Raw genomic sequence first — 16,213 nt, forward strand, 5'->3', positions numbered from 1 at the left:
CTACATAAGGGAGGGTTATATGTTACATACAAAAAGATGGAGATTATTTGCGGTTCTTTCTATTGTAGGTTTGATTTTACTAATTTTATTAAAAATCAACTTCATTTCAATTACTATCGCAACTTCTTCAGCTGAAAGAGGAAAGATTTTTGATCAAAATGGTGCAATAATAGCTACAAATAAGAAAGTTAAGTCTCTATACTGCACTTCTAATGATGAAAAGCTATCGAAACAAGATACATCAAGCACATTAGCTTTTTTTAATCAATTTTCAAGCAAGTTTCAACATGATATTTCTACAGAGAACATAAAATCTCAATTACAACAATCTTGTAAAAAGCAGACTATGAATGATATACCGTTATACTCTGATATAACTGAGAATGAACTTGCATTCATAAACAAAAACAAACCCAATAATGTAATAATTAAAGATGAATGGATTCGATATTATCCTAAACACGAAATTGGTTCACAAGTAATTGGGTATGTAGAAAATGACCTTAATTCAAAGCATATGGCTGTTGGAAAAAGCGGGATTGAGCTGCAATATGAAAATGATTTAAAAGGAAAACCAGGTAAAACTCTTATTTTTAAATTGAATAATAAAAAGTTCTTATGGAACATTCAAAAAGTACAAAAAGGAAAAGATGTACGGCTAGCTTTAGACTCTGAGTTGCAGCAAAAGGCAGAAGAAGCATTAAGATCGCAAATTAAGAAAACACCTGATGCTAAAGCTGGTTATGCTGTAGTGAGCGATGCAAAAACTGGCGCGATTTTAACTATGGTCAACTCGACAGTTTTTGATCCAAATATATTAAATACACATGTATCTTCTAGAAAAGAAAATATTAAATCTCTTTCGCAAAATAAAGCGATTCAAAAATTAAAGTATGGTGAATCTTATGTAAATATGGCTTCTACTATAAAACCACTTACTATTTTAATTGGATTAAACGAAAAACTTTTTCAACCCGAAGATACTTATTTAGATAAAGGTACTTTTCAGTATGATAATCAAAATAACATTACGAATGCACCTGGAACACCAACAGGTGAGATTACACCGAGGCAGGCTATCATTAATTCATCTAACACATTTATGACAGCAAAAGTAGCTCTGCCCTTATTCAACCAAAATAATGGAAATATAGAAAAAGTGGCACATATATGGACAGATTATTTAATGCAATTCGGCCTACGTTCTAAAACCGGGATTGATTTGCCCTTTGAAGAAGACGGACAATATGAATTCCATCCATCTAATAAATTTGAAAATGGGATTTCTGCTTTATTAAATGCCTCTTGGGGAGGAAATGAAGTGCATACTCCTCTTCAACTCGCTCAATATGCAGCAACATTGGCAAGTAAAGGTGATAAATATAAACCTCAAATCGTAAGTGCGATTATTGGTCAAGATGGTAAGGAAACCAAAAAGTTTAAAACCATTTTAGAAAGTTCAAATCGTTACCCGATGAACTTTTGGAGTGTCGTGCAAGGTGGAATGAGTCAAAATATAGAGGAAATTAAAAAGTTGCCCTTTGACGTCGCAGGTAAAACAGGTATTACAGGTTTTCCAAATGAGCAAGAAAGAATGATAAATCATTCTCTTTTCATTGCATATGCTCCTACTGAAGATCCACAAATTGCCGTTTCTGTCGTTATTCCTGGCAGTAATTCCGAAAAAAACATTGCCGCTCTCGTTACATCAGAAATTTTAGAGTACTGGAATACTCTTCAAAAAGAGAATAAAAACAAAGAGGAAGGTTCATTAAAGTGAACCTTCCTCTTTTACCATATAGAATCTATATTTATTATTTTCCATATACCTTCATTATTCTTTTCGAACATAAATGAATATTTAATATCAGTTAAAATGTACTCTTTCTGTACATATCCAGTATTACCGTTAATTGTCGATATTTTTATATATCCATCATTCTGCACTTTTTCTGGAATCCAAGCTTTTACCATTTCATTAGATACTTCATATAAAACTTGTGATTCTCGCTTTGGTTCTGCTAAAATTTTTGTTTTATTTCCAGTAACAGTTGCATATATAAAATGTGCTTGCTTTGGTTGGTTACTTTCCGTCAATCCACTTGGTACTTTATATACTTGCTTTGTATCATTTCCAAACTCTCCCCCCATTGTAAGGGCGACTTGCAACTCATGAAAAATATCTTCATCAAACTTCAGTTCATCCTTCTTATAACTCTTCCCTTTAAATAGAACTTCATCATTTAACGCTTTGTACAGGTCATTTTCATTTTTTGAGTTCGTACTTTGATATAGTTCATTCATAAATTGTTTTAATGATGGATCTTGAGCAGACTCATCTTTTGTTTTAGGCTTAATTTGAGTACTACTTTGTACTGGTGATTTATTATCATCAAGCCAAGGTTGTTGAACAATAAAAAATAACATTGTACAAACTAAAACAACTACAATAGGTAATGCTTTTTTACGAAATGGTCTTTTATGTTTTACAAAATCCACTTCATTATTTTCGTATATAGACTGCTTTATTTTAGAAATAAATTCTTCTTCATCTTTACGATTCTCCATTGGGCCTTTTTTTATTTTTCTATACCAGTCAGGATTTTGTTTATTGTTCATCACTACTACCCTCCCCTATTAATTTTGAAACCTTACTTCTCGCTCTACTTAATCTCGATTTTACAGTTCCAATGGATACTCCTAATGTTTCAGCCATTTCTTCATATGATAATTCATATTTTGCGTCCAATATAATTATTTCACGGTGCTTTTTAGGTAGTTTTAATACAACCTTCCACACCTCATTCATCTCTTCTTGGTTAAAAAATTCTTGTTCTGCTGACAGGGATTGCTTATCGTCACTAAAAAATCCTATTAAAGATATCCTTTTAAAATAGGAGGATTTCAAATAGTTTATTGCCGTATTTCTTGTGATTTTTAAAATCCACGTTTTAATAGATGACTCCTTTCGAAATGAATTCCAATTTTTAAACACCTTTATAAATACATCTTGCGTGATATCATCTGATAAGTGTGGATCTTTCGTAATAATAAATGAATAATTCCATACATCTTGCCAATAGTCTTTTATAACATAGTCCAGCTCATCATGATTACACTTTTCAATAAACGTCTGTTCCATTTCCACACCTCAAACTTATTTGAATAAACATAAAAACTGCCCTCACTTTTATTATGGTTTCAATATATAGACAAGATACAAGTTTCATTTGTTCCATTGTTTATCTTTTTTCAAGCAGAATAATACTACTAAAAAACAAGTAAAGCATACAATGATAAAATTCTACTCATGAAAATCTGTTTTTTGAATTTAACGTAACACTCCACTTGTCCATTTCAACTTGCTATACTCTTCTATTTACCATTAGCAATGCCAACTTTTCAGAAATGAAAATTAAGATAAGGTATTAACTTTCTAGAGTCGCAGCAAAAAAGCATTCTCGATTAGAAAGAATGCTTTTTTGAAATTTCATTGCTCTATATTTTCCCCAATTTATATCTTTGAGTTAAGCAAACATGTAATAAATGTAGTCAAAAAATTCACCTTATAATTAAGTATTATTTCTGAAATACATGTTTTACTTTTTCACCTGGAACGTTACTTCCCCCTCTTCCTTTTACATCTTCAATCATCATTGTAACAATCATGTCTGGCGCATTTGCATCGAAAGCTGCGAACCATCCCAGTTCTTTTCCGTCTGCTTCTTTCGACTCTTTCAGTTCTGCTGTACCAGTTTTACCAGCAAGCGTTACACCATCAACCTTTGCAATTCTCCCTGCACCATCAGGGTCATTAATGACTTTGATTAATGCACTCTTTAATATTTCTTGATTCTTTTTAGAAACCACATTTTCTTTCCAATTCCCTGCTACTTTTGCTTCTTTTAAAAGATGTGGCGACGGAATATTCCCTTCATTCACAATCGGTGCATATGTTAATGCTAAATGAAGTGGTGTCATTAATACTTGTCCTTGTCCATAGCCTGTGTCTGCTAGTTGGATATCGTTTCTTATCCCATCTCTTGCAATGATTGAAATAGGAAATTCGTATTCGATTAGTAATTTTTCATGAAAACCGTATTTCTTCAGTTCATTTACATACTGATCTTTTCCTATTTTCAAAGCTTGTTGAGCAAAATAAATATTATCAGAGTACTTCATTGCCTTATCAAAATCAATTGGACTTGCATCCTTTACACGCGTTACATAGTAATTTCCCCAAGATGAATCTTTTGTCCACTTCAATCCTTGAATTTTAAATTCTTCCTTCGGATTTATTGTGTTTGTTTCCAAACCAATTGCACCTGTGATCGTTTTAAATACGGAACCTGGTACAAATGCTTGTGTAAAGCGATTCGTCATTGGTAGTTTCGAGTCGTTACTCCATGCTTCTCGTTGGGCTTTCGATGCTCCTCTAACTATTATATTTGGATTATAAGCAGGGCTACTTACAAGTGCGATTGTTTCACCTGTTTTAGGATTGACCGCTGCACTAGACCCTGCTTCAGTTTTCATCTCATTAAAGATTTTTTCTTGAATTGCAGCATCAATTGTTAACGTAACATTTTCTCCTTCTTTTGCTTCTTTTTTTGCTACGTTTTTAATCTCTTTCCCCTTCTCATCTTCTATAAATACGCGTCCACCCTTTTCACCACGCAATTTATTTTCTAACACTTTCTCTAAACCAGTCTTACCTACTAAATCATCTGCTTGATAACCTTGTTTTTGAAGTGATTTTAACTCCTCCGCATTCACCTTTCCTATATATCCAGTTAAGTGTGCCGCTGCTTCACCTAATGGATACGTACGAATATTTACTGGGTGAGATGAAACTCCTTCTAATTCAATATAATCATTCTGTCTGGTTCCCTCTTTTAAAATGCCAATTGGTACAAAGGAGTCTGGTTTTATCCATTTCGCTGTGAGCTTTTGTTCGACCTCTTCTATAGACATATCAAGTAATTGTGCTACTATTTCTTTCGTTTGCGCTGCTGTTTCGCCTAGTTTCTCTGGAATAATTCCAACCTCAGTCGCTTTACCATTCGTTGCAAGCCCTTTTCCATTTCGATCATATATTTCTCCGCGTTTTCCTTGCTCTATTTGCATACGTACTTTGTAATCTTTTTTCATACCTGGGAAGATGAAGTCTGGTGTCCAATCTATTTCCCAAGACTCTTTATCTTTCACAAGTTTTGCTTCATGGATGAATGAAACTGGTCCTACATCCGTATCCATCTTAACTTCAAAAAGAAAAAGCTCTTTATCTTTCGTATTCTCTCCTTTCATTTTAACTTTTAAATTATTAGCTCCAATCCCCTCATAGATTTTTTGATATTTTTCTGTGAATTCTTTTTTAGAAATCGATTTTTTGGCATGGTCTGATAAATGATCATACATATTTGCAAATTTTCTATCATTCCATAAATTGATATATTCTTCAAATGCTTGTTTTGGTGGTTCGTTTTTATTACATCCTACCAACAAAACTGCGAAACAAACGAAAAGCAGCATCCATAATTTTTTCAATTCAATCTTCTCCCTTAGTTAAAAATGATGATTCCTTTCGTAATTTATTTAATAAAAAATGTTTTAACGCTTAATAGACAGTGTAAGTAATGACATTGTTCCATATTTACAAAAAAATTAATATCTATGTTCATTTTAATACAAAAAAGGCAGGCATAAATATATGCCTGCCTTCCGTTCCCAAAATCAATTACACCCTAAAACAACGTGTGGTTAACCAAATCCAGATACTCTTCTACACCCTATTTTTTACTTTTCTAAAATAATTCCTGCTATTTCATTAGCATATTTTTTAGAGTCAAATCCATCATAGTTACTTAGTACTACAACAGTCAAATATTCTTTTGGAAACCGCATGAAGTATGAACGATAACCTGCCCAGCTACCTGAATGTTCCAAGTATCGACAGTTAAAACCTTCTGCAAGCCTTAGCCCAAAAGCATAATCTTCATTGTCAATAATCGTTTCCCTAGTTGGAGAAATTTCCGGACCTATTTCGCTCATTCTTTTAACAAGTTCTTTTCCGCCAACGGTACCTGTAGTTAAATTTTCTCCCCACTTTACCAGGTCTTCGACTGTTGCATGAACTGCCCCATCACCTGTATGTTCCCAAGGGCTTTCATAGACCATATATGCTCCTTGTTCATTCTTTGAATACCCCCTAGCAATTGATATAGTAGTTGGGTAGCAATCTACAATTGTTGTGTCTTTCATATTTAAAGAATCAAAAATACGTTCTTTTGCAAACTGACGTAAAGACTTCCCGCTTACCTTCTCTACCACCAATGACAATAAAAAATATCCTGTATTGCTATACTCAAATTTTGTGCCAACAGGGAACCTTGCAATTTGATGACCATTAAGGTGTTTTAGCGATTGTTCCACAGTTAATATATCAGTAAATTCAATATTTTCCGCATGAGCCAATTCCATATAATCAACTAGTCCGCCAGTATGATGAATTAGATGCCTCAATGTTACTGGTTCAGCATATGTTCCTATAGAAGGGACAAACTTTACAATTGAATCATCTAAACTCAATCTTCCCTCTTGTTCTAAGAGTAATATAGAAAACGCTGTAAATTGTTTAGAAACTGAGGCGATATTAAAAACGCTCTTTGTGGTTATCGGTAGATTTTCCTCTATAGAAGCTAAGCCAACTGCACCTTTATACGTTACTCCGCTATCAAAACTGGCCATATATGCAAAGCCAGGAACTTTTGGTGAAAACTTTTTTAATAATTGTTTAATCAATGTATGCGTCTTTTCATTATATGTATTATTCACCTTAATCACATCCCCTTCTCTTTGAATGGTTAGGAATACAATAAAAATACTATATATATAAAATGTCAAATTCTCCTTTCAAAATTTAAACTTTTAATGCATTATGCCAAGTACTAAAGGAAAGCAAAATTATTAAAGAAATTAATAGTCTACCTTAGGATTGCTCTTAACAGGTTAAAAGCTTTTACAAACAAATTTTAGCAAACAATGTCTTCCCCCTCTTTTTTTATGACAGTTTTTTGATTGGAATGAAAGCCAATAGAATTAATTATTGAAATATACAAAAATCTTAATATAAACAATATTTTACAGCGCTTCTTCTATAACGTAAATATTCATTTTACTTTATTTTCCACATAACAAAATATTCTACTTGAGAAATTATTGTTCCATGAAAATTTTTTCCTTTTCACCAAATGGAAGAAGAATCCTGACTGTTAGCGCTTTTCGTATTACTCAAACCTGATAACAAGCATGCGTTCTCCGTCAAGTGTACTTCAGCAAAAGTACTAAATCCTGGAGTGTCACCTGTATGCCTCCCAATCGGAACACAGGTTGGAAGCTTAGTTTCATCCTTATAAATAAAAAAATAGGGGGAGCCTATCGTGACAGACTCCTCCTAAAATACAACTCTCGTATACATATCGGAAATGAATTTATTTTACTAATAGTGAATATTCACCATTTTTATCATCAAATTTATGCACATTCAGATAATATTTCCCTGGTTTCGCTACGAATTTTCCCTTTATAGTATTTCCTTCATCTTCACCACAAGCTACATAATTTTGCATATCTGATTCATGATAAAGTACCCATGTCATCCCAATATTTTGTTCATTTACCACAGAAATCTCTACTTCTTTTGGATCTGTAACATTAAACGTATAAACATCTGTTTGATCAGGAGTAACCAGATTTCCTTTTACAAGCGTATTAAACGGGAGTATCTTCTCTTCTTCAAGGGACCCGCCTGTTTGCGGATCTTGTTTTACAGTAACTTTTGTCTGTTCTATACTTTCTTTTCCTCTACTATCTTTCACAGTTAGTTCCACAGTATATGTTCCTTTTTCTCCATATATGTGGGTAGGATTCGCTTTTGTACTTGTTATACCATCCCCAAAGTTCCATAGATAAGAAATAACTTTTCCATTTTCACTTGTTGTACCATTGCTATGGAATTGAATTTCTTCATTTACTATCCCGCTGTATGGTCCATTCATATTTACTATAGTAGTCGTTTTTTCTTTTTCCTCTGTCGCAACACCATGGAAAACAATATCATATTCAAATTGATTAGCTGCATTCACACGATAGTTTACAAAATAGGCTGTAACTGTTTTATAACCGCTCCACCCTTTTTGGGATAACTGCTCTAAAGTTTGATTTACTTGTTTACTCATCGTTTTCCAATCTTCAGACTCACCTTTTGATATCCCACCAACGTACGTGCCTTCCACGCTAAATGTGTTAAAGAATTGCGACTCATGTTTTGTAATTTTTGCATCTTTTATATTTACTACATCTACAATTTCGTTTTTCACTTCAGCTAACGGCTTTGGTGCGTGTTGAATTAAATAATCATTTGTTACTTGAGGTACATTATATTTACCTTGATTATCAGTCAACTGCTGCATATATGCTTGATATTCTGCATTCAATTGTGTATTTTTGCTTAATAATTCACGATACGCATCATAATTTTTCACATCGTTTGCACGGATTAAATCTTGAAGCTTATCAAATGTATCAAATTGATGATTATACAAATAAGACTGTAGTGCAAAGGAATACTTATAAAAATCCCAAGATCCATATTTGGCGAACAAAGTTTGCTTTGCTGTATAACGGCTTGCTGGATCAGATGATAAGCCACTTATTATACTTTTACGTGGAACAACATTGTTTGTACGTGTAGATCCTGCAAAAAATTCTGCATTCCCTTCTTGGAACCAAGTTAACCGTTCATTTTGATACATTTCTCCGCTTCCAAATAAACTAGGAACCTCATATCTTCCTTGTAAATAATGAGTGAATTCATGACGGAACAACTCTTCTAAACTATAAATACTCTGCTTTGGCGTACGCTCATATGTAAAGAAAGTCCCCTTCTCTTCAATATAAATTCCACCGTTGTTTGTTTCATATCCATATAATTGTCTATTTAATTGATATTCATCTGGATTATTATAAATTACTATTGTTAGTACATCATCAGCATTACCCGGTTCTAGTGCTTTATCATTTCCAATTACACGGTGATATTGTGCTTTTACTTCCTTGGCTGCCCAATATAATCTCTTAATTTTTTCTTCTGTTACTTTATCTCCCGTCTTAAAGACAATAGATCCGTCATCAAATATAATTTTTTTCAAATACGTAGAAATATGGTTTAACCAGTAATCAATGATCAGATCTTCTTAACTTAAGTAAACCTAAATCTATTTGTCTCCATACAGAAAGAGATAAATAGTTTTGTTCCTATTCATGAAATAGTACAATATATGCAAAATTACATATCTAATTAATTGCTTTTAATGTTATATTTTAATAGCGATGAATGCTATTATTTCATAAGTTGTCAACAAGCGTTATGTATGTATGAGAAAAAGGAAGGAGCCAAATAGGCCCCTTCCTTTTTCTACTAATTAACTAAATTACTCTCTGGTAAAAATTTAAATAGTAATGCTCATTTACAGGCGTCTCATTATGCATTAAACATGCTAACTTAGCTTGCTGTCGGAAAAAATAAAAACGATAGCATTAAGTTATTAAGAGACAAAAATTCATCAACACGAAGACAGATTTGTCTTGGCTAGATAAATTTGGTGATAAATACAGGAAGTAACTCTTACGATCCAATGATTCTTTTTCCTGCCTTCTACCCTTGCCACTTCTGTTTCATGACTTGTAAATAGAGATCTTCAAACTCGTTAAAATGGACGCGAAAAACACCTAATGTATCGATATAAGCAGAAATCACATCTTTTTCATTAAAATGGATACCTTCCTGTGCTAAGTCATAGCTATCATTAAGGCTGTATAAATCAAAATATTCTTCTTCCCAATACAGGCCTCTATTTACTAGTAATCGAGTAGAGCAAGTAATAGCTTGTTTAATATTCCATTTCTGAACTACTAACTTTTCATTTAAGACTGAAAGAAGGATGTTTACCGAGGGGTTTTCATCAACTATGCGGCTATATGACAGTAAAGCCGATTCTATATATATCAGCTTTGCTTTAGACATTAAAGATATCTCCATAATTTCATATGGCGGGTGATCATTTGCTTCAATCAACCTATCGCACCATGAAATAACCTCCTCTCTATTCCAAAGTCCGCAGCCTAGTCCTAATGCATACAAGTGGGCTAAAGTTTGATAAGATTTCAATATGGTTCACCTTCAATTTAACTGTATAGTGGTATTGCATTCATTTTGGAAATAATCACGCTTAGTAATAAATATAATAAGCTGCCCAAACGGACAGCTTATTTGCATTAAAAACGCTACACATGAACTTTTTCTTTTTTTCGACGCACAAGCCACCAAACTAAAGATAGCAGTACTAGGGGAAACGGAAATATCTGAATAAACAAAAATACTTCCCAAAAATCGTGCATCGTACTACCAGGGGAATCTGTTGCCATCCCGCCAATAAAAAAAGACAATGGAATGACAAGTATATTTATACCTAAGCTAATCATTAGGAATGATAGATTTTTCTTCCAGATTACTGGTAATGCAGCCGCGATTAATAAAACCAATGCAGTACCCAGTATAAGAAACAGTGCTCCAAATAAAAATACAAAGTATAAAATAGCATTGATTAAAGGTTCCACAATAGCCCTCCTAAGGATTCATTCTATAGAAACACTCATGTTATTTAGAAAGTCAGGATGCTATACCTCTTAGTTGTCTTTCAATTTCTTCATCGCTATAGTCTTCATTTATCTGCTTAGAATACTTAATCTACTTGCTTATATTCTGGACTGCGTTAGGACATATGTTTCTATTGTACAACCAGCTAGCAAGAAACCCACACTTATCCCTGCTAATACGGTACCTTTAAAGGCTCTGTTCATATTCATTTGCCCCTTTTATCTTTTCGTATTTTTTCTCCATCCATAGACAGTCCATTATGAACGTTTTCATTATAAGTATTGTCTGCTCCTTACTATCTGTTTCGGCCCTGATTCTTCTCGTTTACCGTTTCAGTATTACGCTTCAATTCGCATTATCATCACATAAAAAGGACATACCTATTCATATATATACCTTTATTATTTTATATTGAAATAAATAATGGTTCAAAGTTATTTTGTGAAAATTATACAAAAATTAACAATTCATCAATTACCCAACAATAGATAATATGGATAAAGAAAAATACTAGAGAATATCACATTGTAGTAGTCTCTAGTATCTTTTCATAGTATTTTAGCGGCTATGCAATACGGAGGGATAAAAAAGGACCTCTTACGGAAAGATAAGAGGTCATCAAAAAGATAAAAATGTTGTATTTGAAACACGCGAGTTTCTAATTCACATCATAACACAATATATTTGTATATTCAATATATACATTAAAGATAAAGAATATTACATCATTGAAGATTACGGTGAACCAGGAGATAGTGTTGAAAATGAACCTACTTTGCGCAACATTTTCCCGAAAAAGTATGCGGATGTAGCACCTGCTAAGACATTTTGAATAATCTTTGCAGCTGCTACATCAACGGGTAATTTATTGTATTTCCAATCTAGAGAATCAATTGTCCAATCCCATACTTTTAAAACTAGTGAAATAGATCTTTTTAATTACATACTTAATTTATTTTTTAATGTCCAATATTTTTCTCCATTAGCTTCAAAAGAGAATTCTACCCATCCATTCGGATCTTCACGATAAATAAAGATGGTTGTTCCAGGAGTTACTGTACCAACTTTATTCTCCTCGACAGCTACATCTGGTCTACTTTTAATTTTTAAATTAAATGGATAAGGTACCTGATAGTAAGTAGCTGATGATACAACATTTGAGCTTGAACCGTCTGCATACATTTTATATGGAATTTCATTAGATAACGCGTCGACATCTAATGTTTCAGGATTCTTTGGTAATTTTTTTGCATATGTATAGTCTTCTACACGAAACGGTTTAATACGTTCCATAATACCCGCAATTTTCTTAGCCCAGCCTTTATCTGATGCATATTTCACGTTCATGCCAGTTAATGTTGACCCGTTATAATACATACCACTTTCTTCTAAATATCTTTCTCGTACATAATTAGCGTTATAAGCAATACTATCGCCGTAGCTTGGTAAATATTTCGCATATTTAAACGGATCTCCATCATATGCACGTAGACCGAATAAATTATGTTTTTGATATGCGATTTCTGATTTTCCGTATCCAGATTCTAAAATCGCATGCGCCGCTAAATAATGAGCACTCACGCCATATTGATTTTGCGCATTGATAAAATCTTGTCCATGTCCAACTAAGGGACTATCTGAATGATATTTTGCAATAAAACTATCAATCTCTTGAGCTGTAATTTTCGAAGCCACTGTTAAATTTAAATCTTCATATGAGGTAGCAGTAATAACCTCTTTTTCATCGTTTAAATTTTGTTGTAACATATCTGTTTTTGCAGTAAGTTGAGCAGCTTCAGCACGTGTTATAAATCTATTTGGTTGCCAACCGTTCTCGGTACCATTAGAAATTTTTAAATCTATTAAAATATTGGCATGTTTTTCTCCCCAATGCCCTTTTAAATCTTCAAATCTAACCTGCTCGTTATGATTTGCTGTGCTTTGTAGTTTATATGCATTTACTAGCATGGTAGCCATAGCAGCACGAGTTACTTTTCCGGATGGATTAAAGATTCCATTACCTTCACCTTTAACAATACCAGCTTTTTCAGCAGCAGCAATATAAGGAGTAGCCCAGTGGTTTTGTGAATCTGTAAAAGATGGTTTTGCATTAGGGTCAATTTTTATACCTAAAACTTTTGTCATAATTTTTGTAGCCGAAGCTCTGTCTAAGGAGTCATTTGAACCAAAAGTTCCATCTGGATAACCATTTAATACCTGTTTATCAACTAAATAGTTAACGGATTTATCAGCCCATGTAGGAACATCAGGGAATTTATGAGTATCTGCTAAAATATTAGAAGAATAGGATAATATAGCTCCTGCAAGGATACCTGTTGCAATTAATTTGTGCTTCATTAAAATAAACACCTCTACCATTGTATTTATCAAATTGAGATTTTCTATTTTTATATTTACATGTTTGTAATAATAATAAAATCGTATTATCACGCATTCAATTTGATGTAACGAGTATAGTTACTTATATACACAAGTGTCAATGAATTTCTTTTACAAAAATACATAATATTTACATGATTTTATAATTGACTTATGTATAAATTTTGTAAAGGACCTTTTGATAGATTTTACCTGAAGAAATCTCTTTAGTTGTTAATTTGCCAATCTTTCTCGTTTACTATTAATCAATTAAAAAGAATTTTTGTTTGAAAATCTTAAGTTGATGGATGTGTGAACGTACCGCTACTAAAATTCTTGCTTTTAATTTATTATTACTGTATTATATTTACGTATCAATATAAGGATTATATTATATAAAAAGGAATCAAGTCTATAAGTAAGATTTAAATCCTTTTCCAATTCAAAAGATTTTGCCAAAATCTAATATAATTTATGCTTATCTTTTAGTATGTATCTAGTAAAACATATTTTTATCCATAGAATTCTGTTTTCAATGATATTAATTAGTGTTCTAAACAAGGAATCCTACAAAGTGATCTGAAAAACCTGAGAGATATTGTATGTAGTTTGCTCATCTCCAGGTACTACAATAAAAGAGCCTTACCTCTCTAGGCAAGACTCTACTAGTTTAGTTGTATACTATTTACATGATAACTAAGAAACAGAAAACATATAACACCAAATAACAGCACCCTATTACTCCTCCTACAGCTAATACCTGTTTAACCCAACTCTTAAATTTTTGATTACTGTAAATCGCTTGCACTCTTTCCATATTTCCTCCTATTAAGGAGAACCCTTAAAGACTCTCACCTCGCTATAGTACCATTAAAAAATGAATAATAGAGATCTAATGTATAAATATGCAATATTGCATACGGAAATGTATTGTTATTATTGTAAGCGCTTACTATAATAAAGTTATAAAGATTTATTACATCTTAATACGAAAAGAGGAGAGAATAATATGGAAATCGCAATGGCAGTTTTAAAATTTATAGGTGGAGCAATCCCATTAATTCAAGAACTACTAAAAGTATTTATGTAAATTCACTATTTAGCAATTATTTATAAAATTATTATACAAATGATCTGTATATCAAAAATGAATTGGTTTACAGATCATTTGCGTGATCAAGGTCCCTTTAACATGACTAATGGGCCTTTTTAAAATTTTTAAATAATTAAGGTTACGTCACATCACCATCAAGTTAGCAAAATAAAACGAAACTTTAACTTGATGGTGATGGGGTAACAGTTGTGATTTAGAGATAAGATCAGATTATACAAAGTTTTGCACGTCAGCGATACCGGAAATAAACTTCGCCTTTAGTAGCAAGAATCCCCAATAAAGATAGTCAACTTGCCTATTTAGGAATAAGAGTGTCAATTTAAATAATGCATTCTGAAACACTACTCTTCTTCTAAAATAGCGTAATAATATTCATCCCACCATTCATTCCCATGTGGTATACACTTCCTGAAATAGCCTTCTCTTCTCATTCCAATCTTCTCCATTACTCGATATGATGGGGTATTTTGTGGCTGACATGTAGCTATAATCCTATGTAATTTCATTTCCTTAAATCCATATTCCAATGTAGCTTGTGCTGCTTCAGAAGCATATCCTTTATTGAAATATTTAGGATTGAACACCCAACCAATCTCATATGTATGCTCACCAAAATATTTATGAAAAACTATATGACCAATCAGAATATCTTTATGAATTAATACTACAGGAAAGTTCTTAGCGTTTTCACCAATGTTTTCATTCACAAAGTTTCTTGTATTTTCTTCAGTAAAAACCCCTTCAGGTATGTATTTCATAACATTGATATCTGATGTATACTCATGAACAGCTTGCCAATCTTTGAACTCAAATTTCCGTATTAATAATCTTTCTGTTTTTATAAACATTTACTTTTCCCCCTCAAAAAATTGCAACTATATTTTAAATCCACATTTAACCCTTAAAACAAAAAGAACTTGTAGGACTCTCTACAAGTTCTTTTTGTTTTAAGGTGAATATACGAGCCAAACAAACTATCTTACAGATTGACTGTAGAAACTTTAGGGGTAATGCTTTGACAAATATATTATATAACAAATATTAACATCCACAGGATTTATTTTTGAAAATTATGTGAATTAAGAAAGGAAGTAGTTTTTCTTAGCTATTATTATTATTATTATTATTAACTGACGGTATCATTATATTTTATTCTGCAACTTATTTAGAAGAGCTATGTACATTTCGAAGAAGTTCTTCAATAAGTTTTGTTTTTTCATTTACCTTTGTGGCATATGTGAAATCACCATAACAATATGGATACCTAAAATTATTTTTATTTCCACCACAAGTATACATCGCTGGATTTTGATCAACTTTCATCTTAGAAAACTTTTTGGCTGAATCCTCCGAGTGTTGTTTAACTTCTTGACTAGCAACAAAATCAATATAACCTGACCCCATATTATAGCTTTGAATAATTGTATCCATGCTAACATCCTTGTCCGTTCCATATTTATACATTTTAGCAAAGTGTTTTACCCCTTGTTCAATGCTCAAGCTTGTCTCTTGAATTTCATTTGGCTTTAATCCAAGTGATTCAGATGACTGCATAGGATCGTTTCCCTCACCTCTACTCTCTTGATACATAATTCCTAATAAAATTGGTGTTTTCTCTCCTAAATTATATTTTTCTAATTCTTTTTTTAAGGTAGACTCATATTGCAATACACGTTTTTCGGTGGCTTGCGCTTTATTTTGTTGAATATTGGTTTTATGATTAAAATATAGCATTCCAAGTATTATTACTAAGCCTAAAATACTAATAAGGAACACTTTTATAATTTGTTTTTACTTGTATCCTTCATATATTCCTCCTCGTATAAAAATTTAATTTTTCAAAGGTAATTGGTTATTTACAAACTATGTAATGAACATCTATCTCCCGCCCTTTTAGACTCAAACATCAATACTTTAAGGTTTTAAGTTTAATATAAAAATTTAAAGATAAGGTAAAGATAAGATAAAGATAAAATAAAGGGTATTTTTAGCGTACTTTAAAG

General features: G+C 32.3%; 9 protein-coding genes and 5 pseudogenes. 3 read left to right on the forward strand and 11 right to left on the reverse strand.

Translation table 11 applies throughout. The features are described from left to right. Window positions 1-19: 19 nt before the first annotated feature. Window positions 20-1,780, forward strand: a complete 1,761-nt coding sequence (locus tag IQ781_RS03315) for a peptidoglycan D,D-transpeptidase FtsI family protein (RefSeq protein WP_065382198.1) — start codon at window positions 20-22, stop codon at window positions 1,778-1,780. 11 nt (window positions 1,781-1,791) lie between these two features. Here IQ781_RS03315 and IQ781_RS03320 read toward each other — a convergent pair whose 3' ends face one another. The 7 genes and pseudogenes from IQ781_RS03320 to IQ781_RS03350 all read right to left on the reverse strand — a co-directional run bounded on the left by IQ781_RS03320 (window position 1,792) and on the right by IQ781_RS03350 (window position 10,677). Next, window positions 1,792-2,619: an SH3 domain-containing protein gene (locus IQ781_RS03320; protein WP_001060762.1), complete on the reverse strand. Its 828-nt coding sequence runs from the start codon at window positions 2,617-2,619 to the stop codon at window positions 1,792-1,794. Then, window positions 2,609-3,142: an RNA polymerase sigma factor gene (locus IQ781_RS03325; protein WP_000438330.1), complete on the reverse strand. Its 534-nt coding sequence runs from the start codon at window positions 3,140-3,142 to the stop codon at window positions 2,609-2,611. The genes IQ781_RS03320 and IQ781_RS03325 overlap by 11 nt, the downstream gene beginning before the upstream one ends. 437 nt (window positions 3,143-3,579) lie before the next feature. Beyond that, window positions 3,580-5,547, reverse strand: a complete 1,968-nt coding sequence (locus tag IQ781_RS03330) for a penicillin-binding transpeptidase domain-containing protein (protein ID WP_000737757.1) — start codon at window positions 5,545-5,547, stop codon at window positions 3,580-3,582. Between the two features lie 249 nt (window positions 5,548-5,796). Next, window positions 5,797-6,834, reverse strand: coding sequence for a serine hydrolase domain-containing protein (locus IQ781_RS03335; RefSeq protein WP_001066665.1), 1,038 nt, complete (start codon window positions 6,832-6,834; stop codon window positions 5,797-5,799). A 656-nt stretch (window positions 6,835-7,490) separates the two neighbouring features. After that, window positions 7,491-9,206: pseudogene (colA, locus tag IQ781_RS03340) on the reverse strand (collagenase ColA); the annotation flags it as partial. A 509-nt stretch (window positions 9,207-9,715) separates the two neighbouring features. Then, window positions 9,716-10,228 (reverse strand): protein kinase, encoded by a 513-nt coding sequence (locus tag IQ781_RS03345; protein ID WP_065212723.1) that lies wholly within the window; start codon window positions 10,226-10,228, stop codon window positions 9,716-9,718. 116 nt (window positions 10,229-10,344) lie between these two features. Beyond that, window positions 10,345-10,677, reverse strand: coding sequence for a hypothetical protein (locus tag IQ781_RS03350; protein ID WP_000433519.1), 333 nt, complete (start codon window positions 10,675-10,677; stop codon window positions 10,345-10,347). A gap of 746 nt (window positions 10,678-11,423) precedes the next feature. Here IQ781_RS03350 and IQ781_RS03355 point away from each other — a divergent pair. Further along, a pseudogene (locus IQ781_RS03355) lies at window positions 11,424-11,531 on the forward strand (peptidase M56); the annotation flags it as partial. On the opposite strand, the pseudogene IQ781_RS03360 reads toward IQ781_RS03355, so the two are convergent. Next, window positions 11,519-11,632 (reverse strand): annotated as a pseudogene (locus IQ781_RS03360) (polysaccharide deacetylase); the annotation flags it as partial. The pseudogenes IQ781_RS03355 and IQ781_RS03360 sit on opposite strands and share 13 nt — an antisense overlap. A gap of 24 nt (window positions 11,633-11,656) precedes the next feature. Continuing rightward, entirely contained in the window at window positions 11,657-13,075 is a 1,419-nt protein-coding gene (locus IQ781_RS03365; protein ID WP_000680975.1) for an S-layer homology domain-containing protein, read from the reverse strand. Between the two features lie 926 nt (window positions 13,076-14,001). Here IQ781_RS03365 and IQ781_RS03370 point away from each other — a divergent pair. Continuing rightward, window positions 14,002-14,186, forward strand: a pseudogene (locus tag IQ781_RS03370) (hypothetical protein). A 365-nt stretch (window positions 14,187-14,551) separates the two neighbouring features. Here the strand turns inward: IQ781_RS03370 and IQ781_RS03375 are convergent. After that, window positions 14,552-15,058 carry a GNAT family N-acetyltransferase gene (locus IQ781_RS03375; protein WP_000470150.1) on the reverse strand — a complete coding sequence of 169 codons (507 nt, stop codon included), beginning with the start codon at window positions 15,056-15,058 and terminating at the stop codon, window positions 14,552-14,554. 313 nt (window positions 15,059-15,371) lie between these two features. Next, window positions 15,372-16,018: pseudogene (locus IQ781_RS03380) on the reverse strand (lysozyme family protein). Window positions 16,019-16,213: the final 195 nt, after the last annotated feature.

The organism is Bacillus sp. N447-1, from assembly GCF_022701035.1.
GTDB lineage: Bacteria > Bacillota > Bacilli > Bacillales > Bacillaceae_G > Bacillus_A > Bacillus_A cereus.

What these genes read in the sequence shown, in the direction of transcription:
- IQ781_RS03315 (WP_065382198.1), top strand. Translation starts at nt 20, where the DNA reads ATGTTACATACAAAAAGATGGAGATTATTTGCGGTTCTTTCTATTGTA.
- IQ781_RS03320 (WP_001060762.1), bottom strand. Translation starts at nt 2,619, where the DNA reads ATGAACAATAAACAAAATCCTGACTGGTATAGAAAAATAAAAAAAGGC.
- IQ781_RS03325 (WP_000438330.1), bottom strand. Translation starts at nt 3,142, where the DNA reads ATGGAACAGACGTTTATTGAAAAGTGTAATCATGATGAGCTGGACTAT.
- IQ781_RS03365 (WP_000680975.1), bottom strand. Translation starts at nt 13,075, where the DNA reads ATGAAGCACAAATTAATTGCAACAGGTATCCTTGCAGGAGCTATATTA.
- IQ781_RS03375 (WP_000470150.1), bottom strand. Translation starts at nt 15,058, where the DNA reads ATGTTTATAAAAACAGAAAGATTATTAATACGGAAATTTGAGTTCAAA.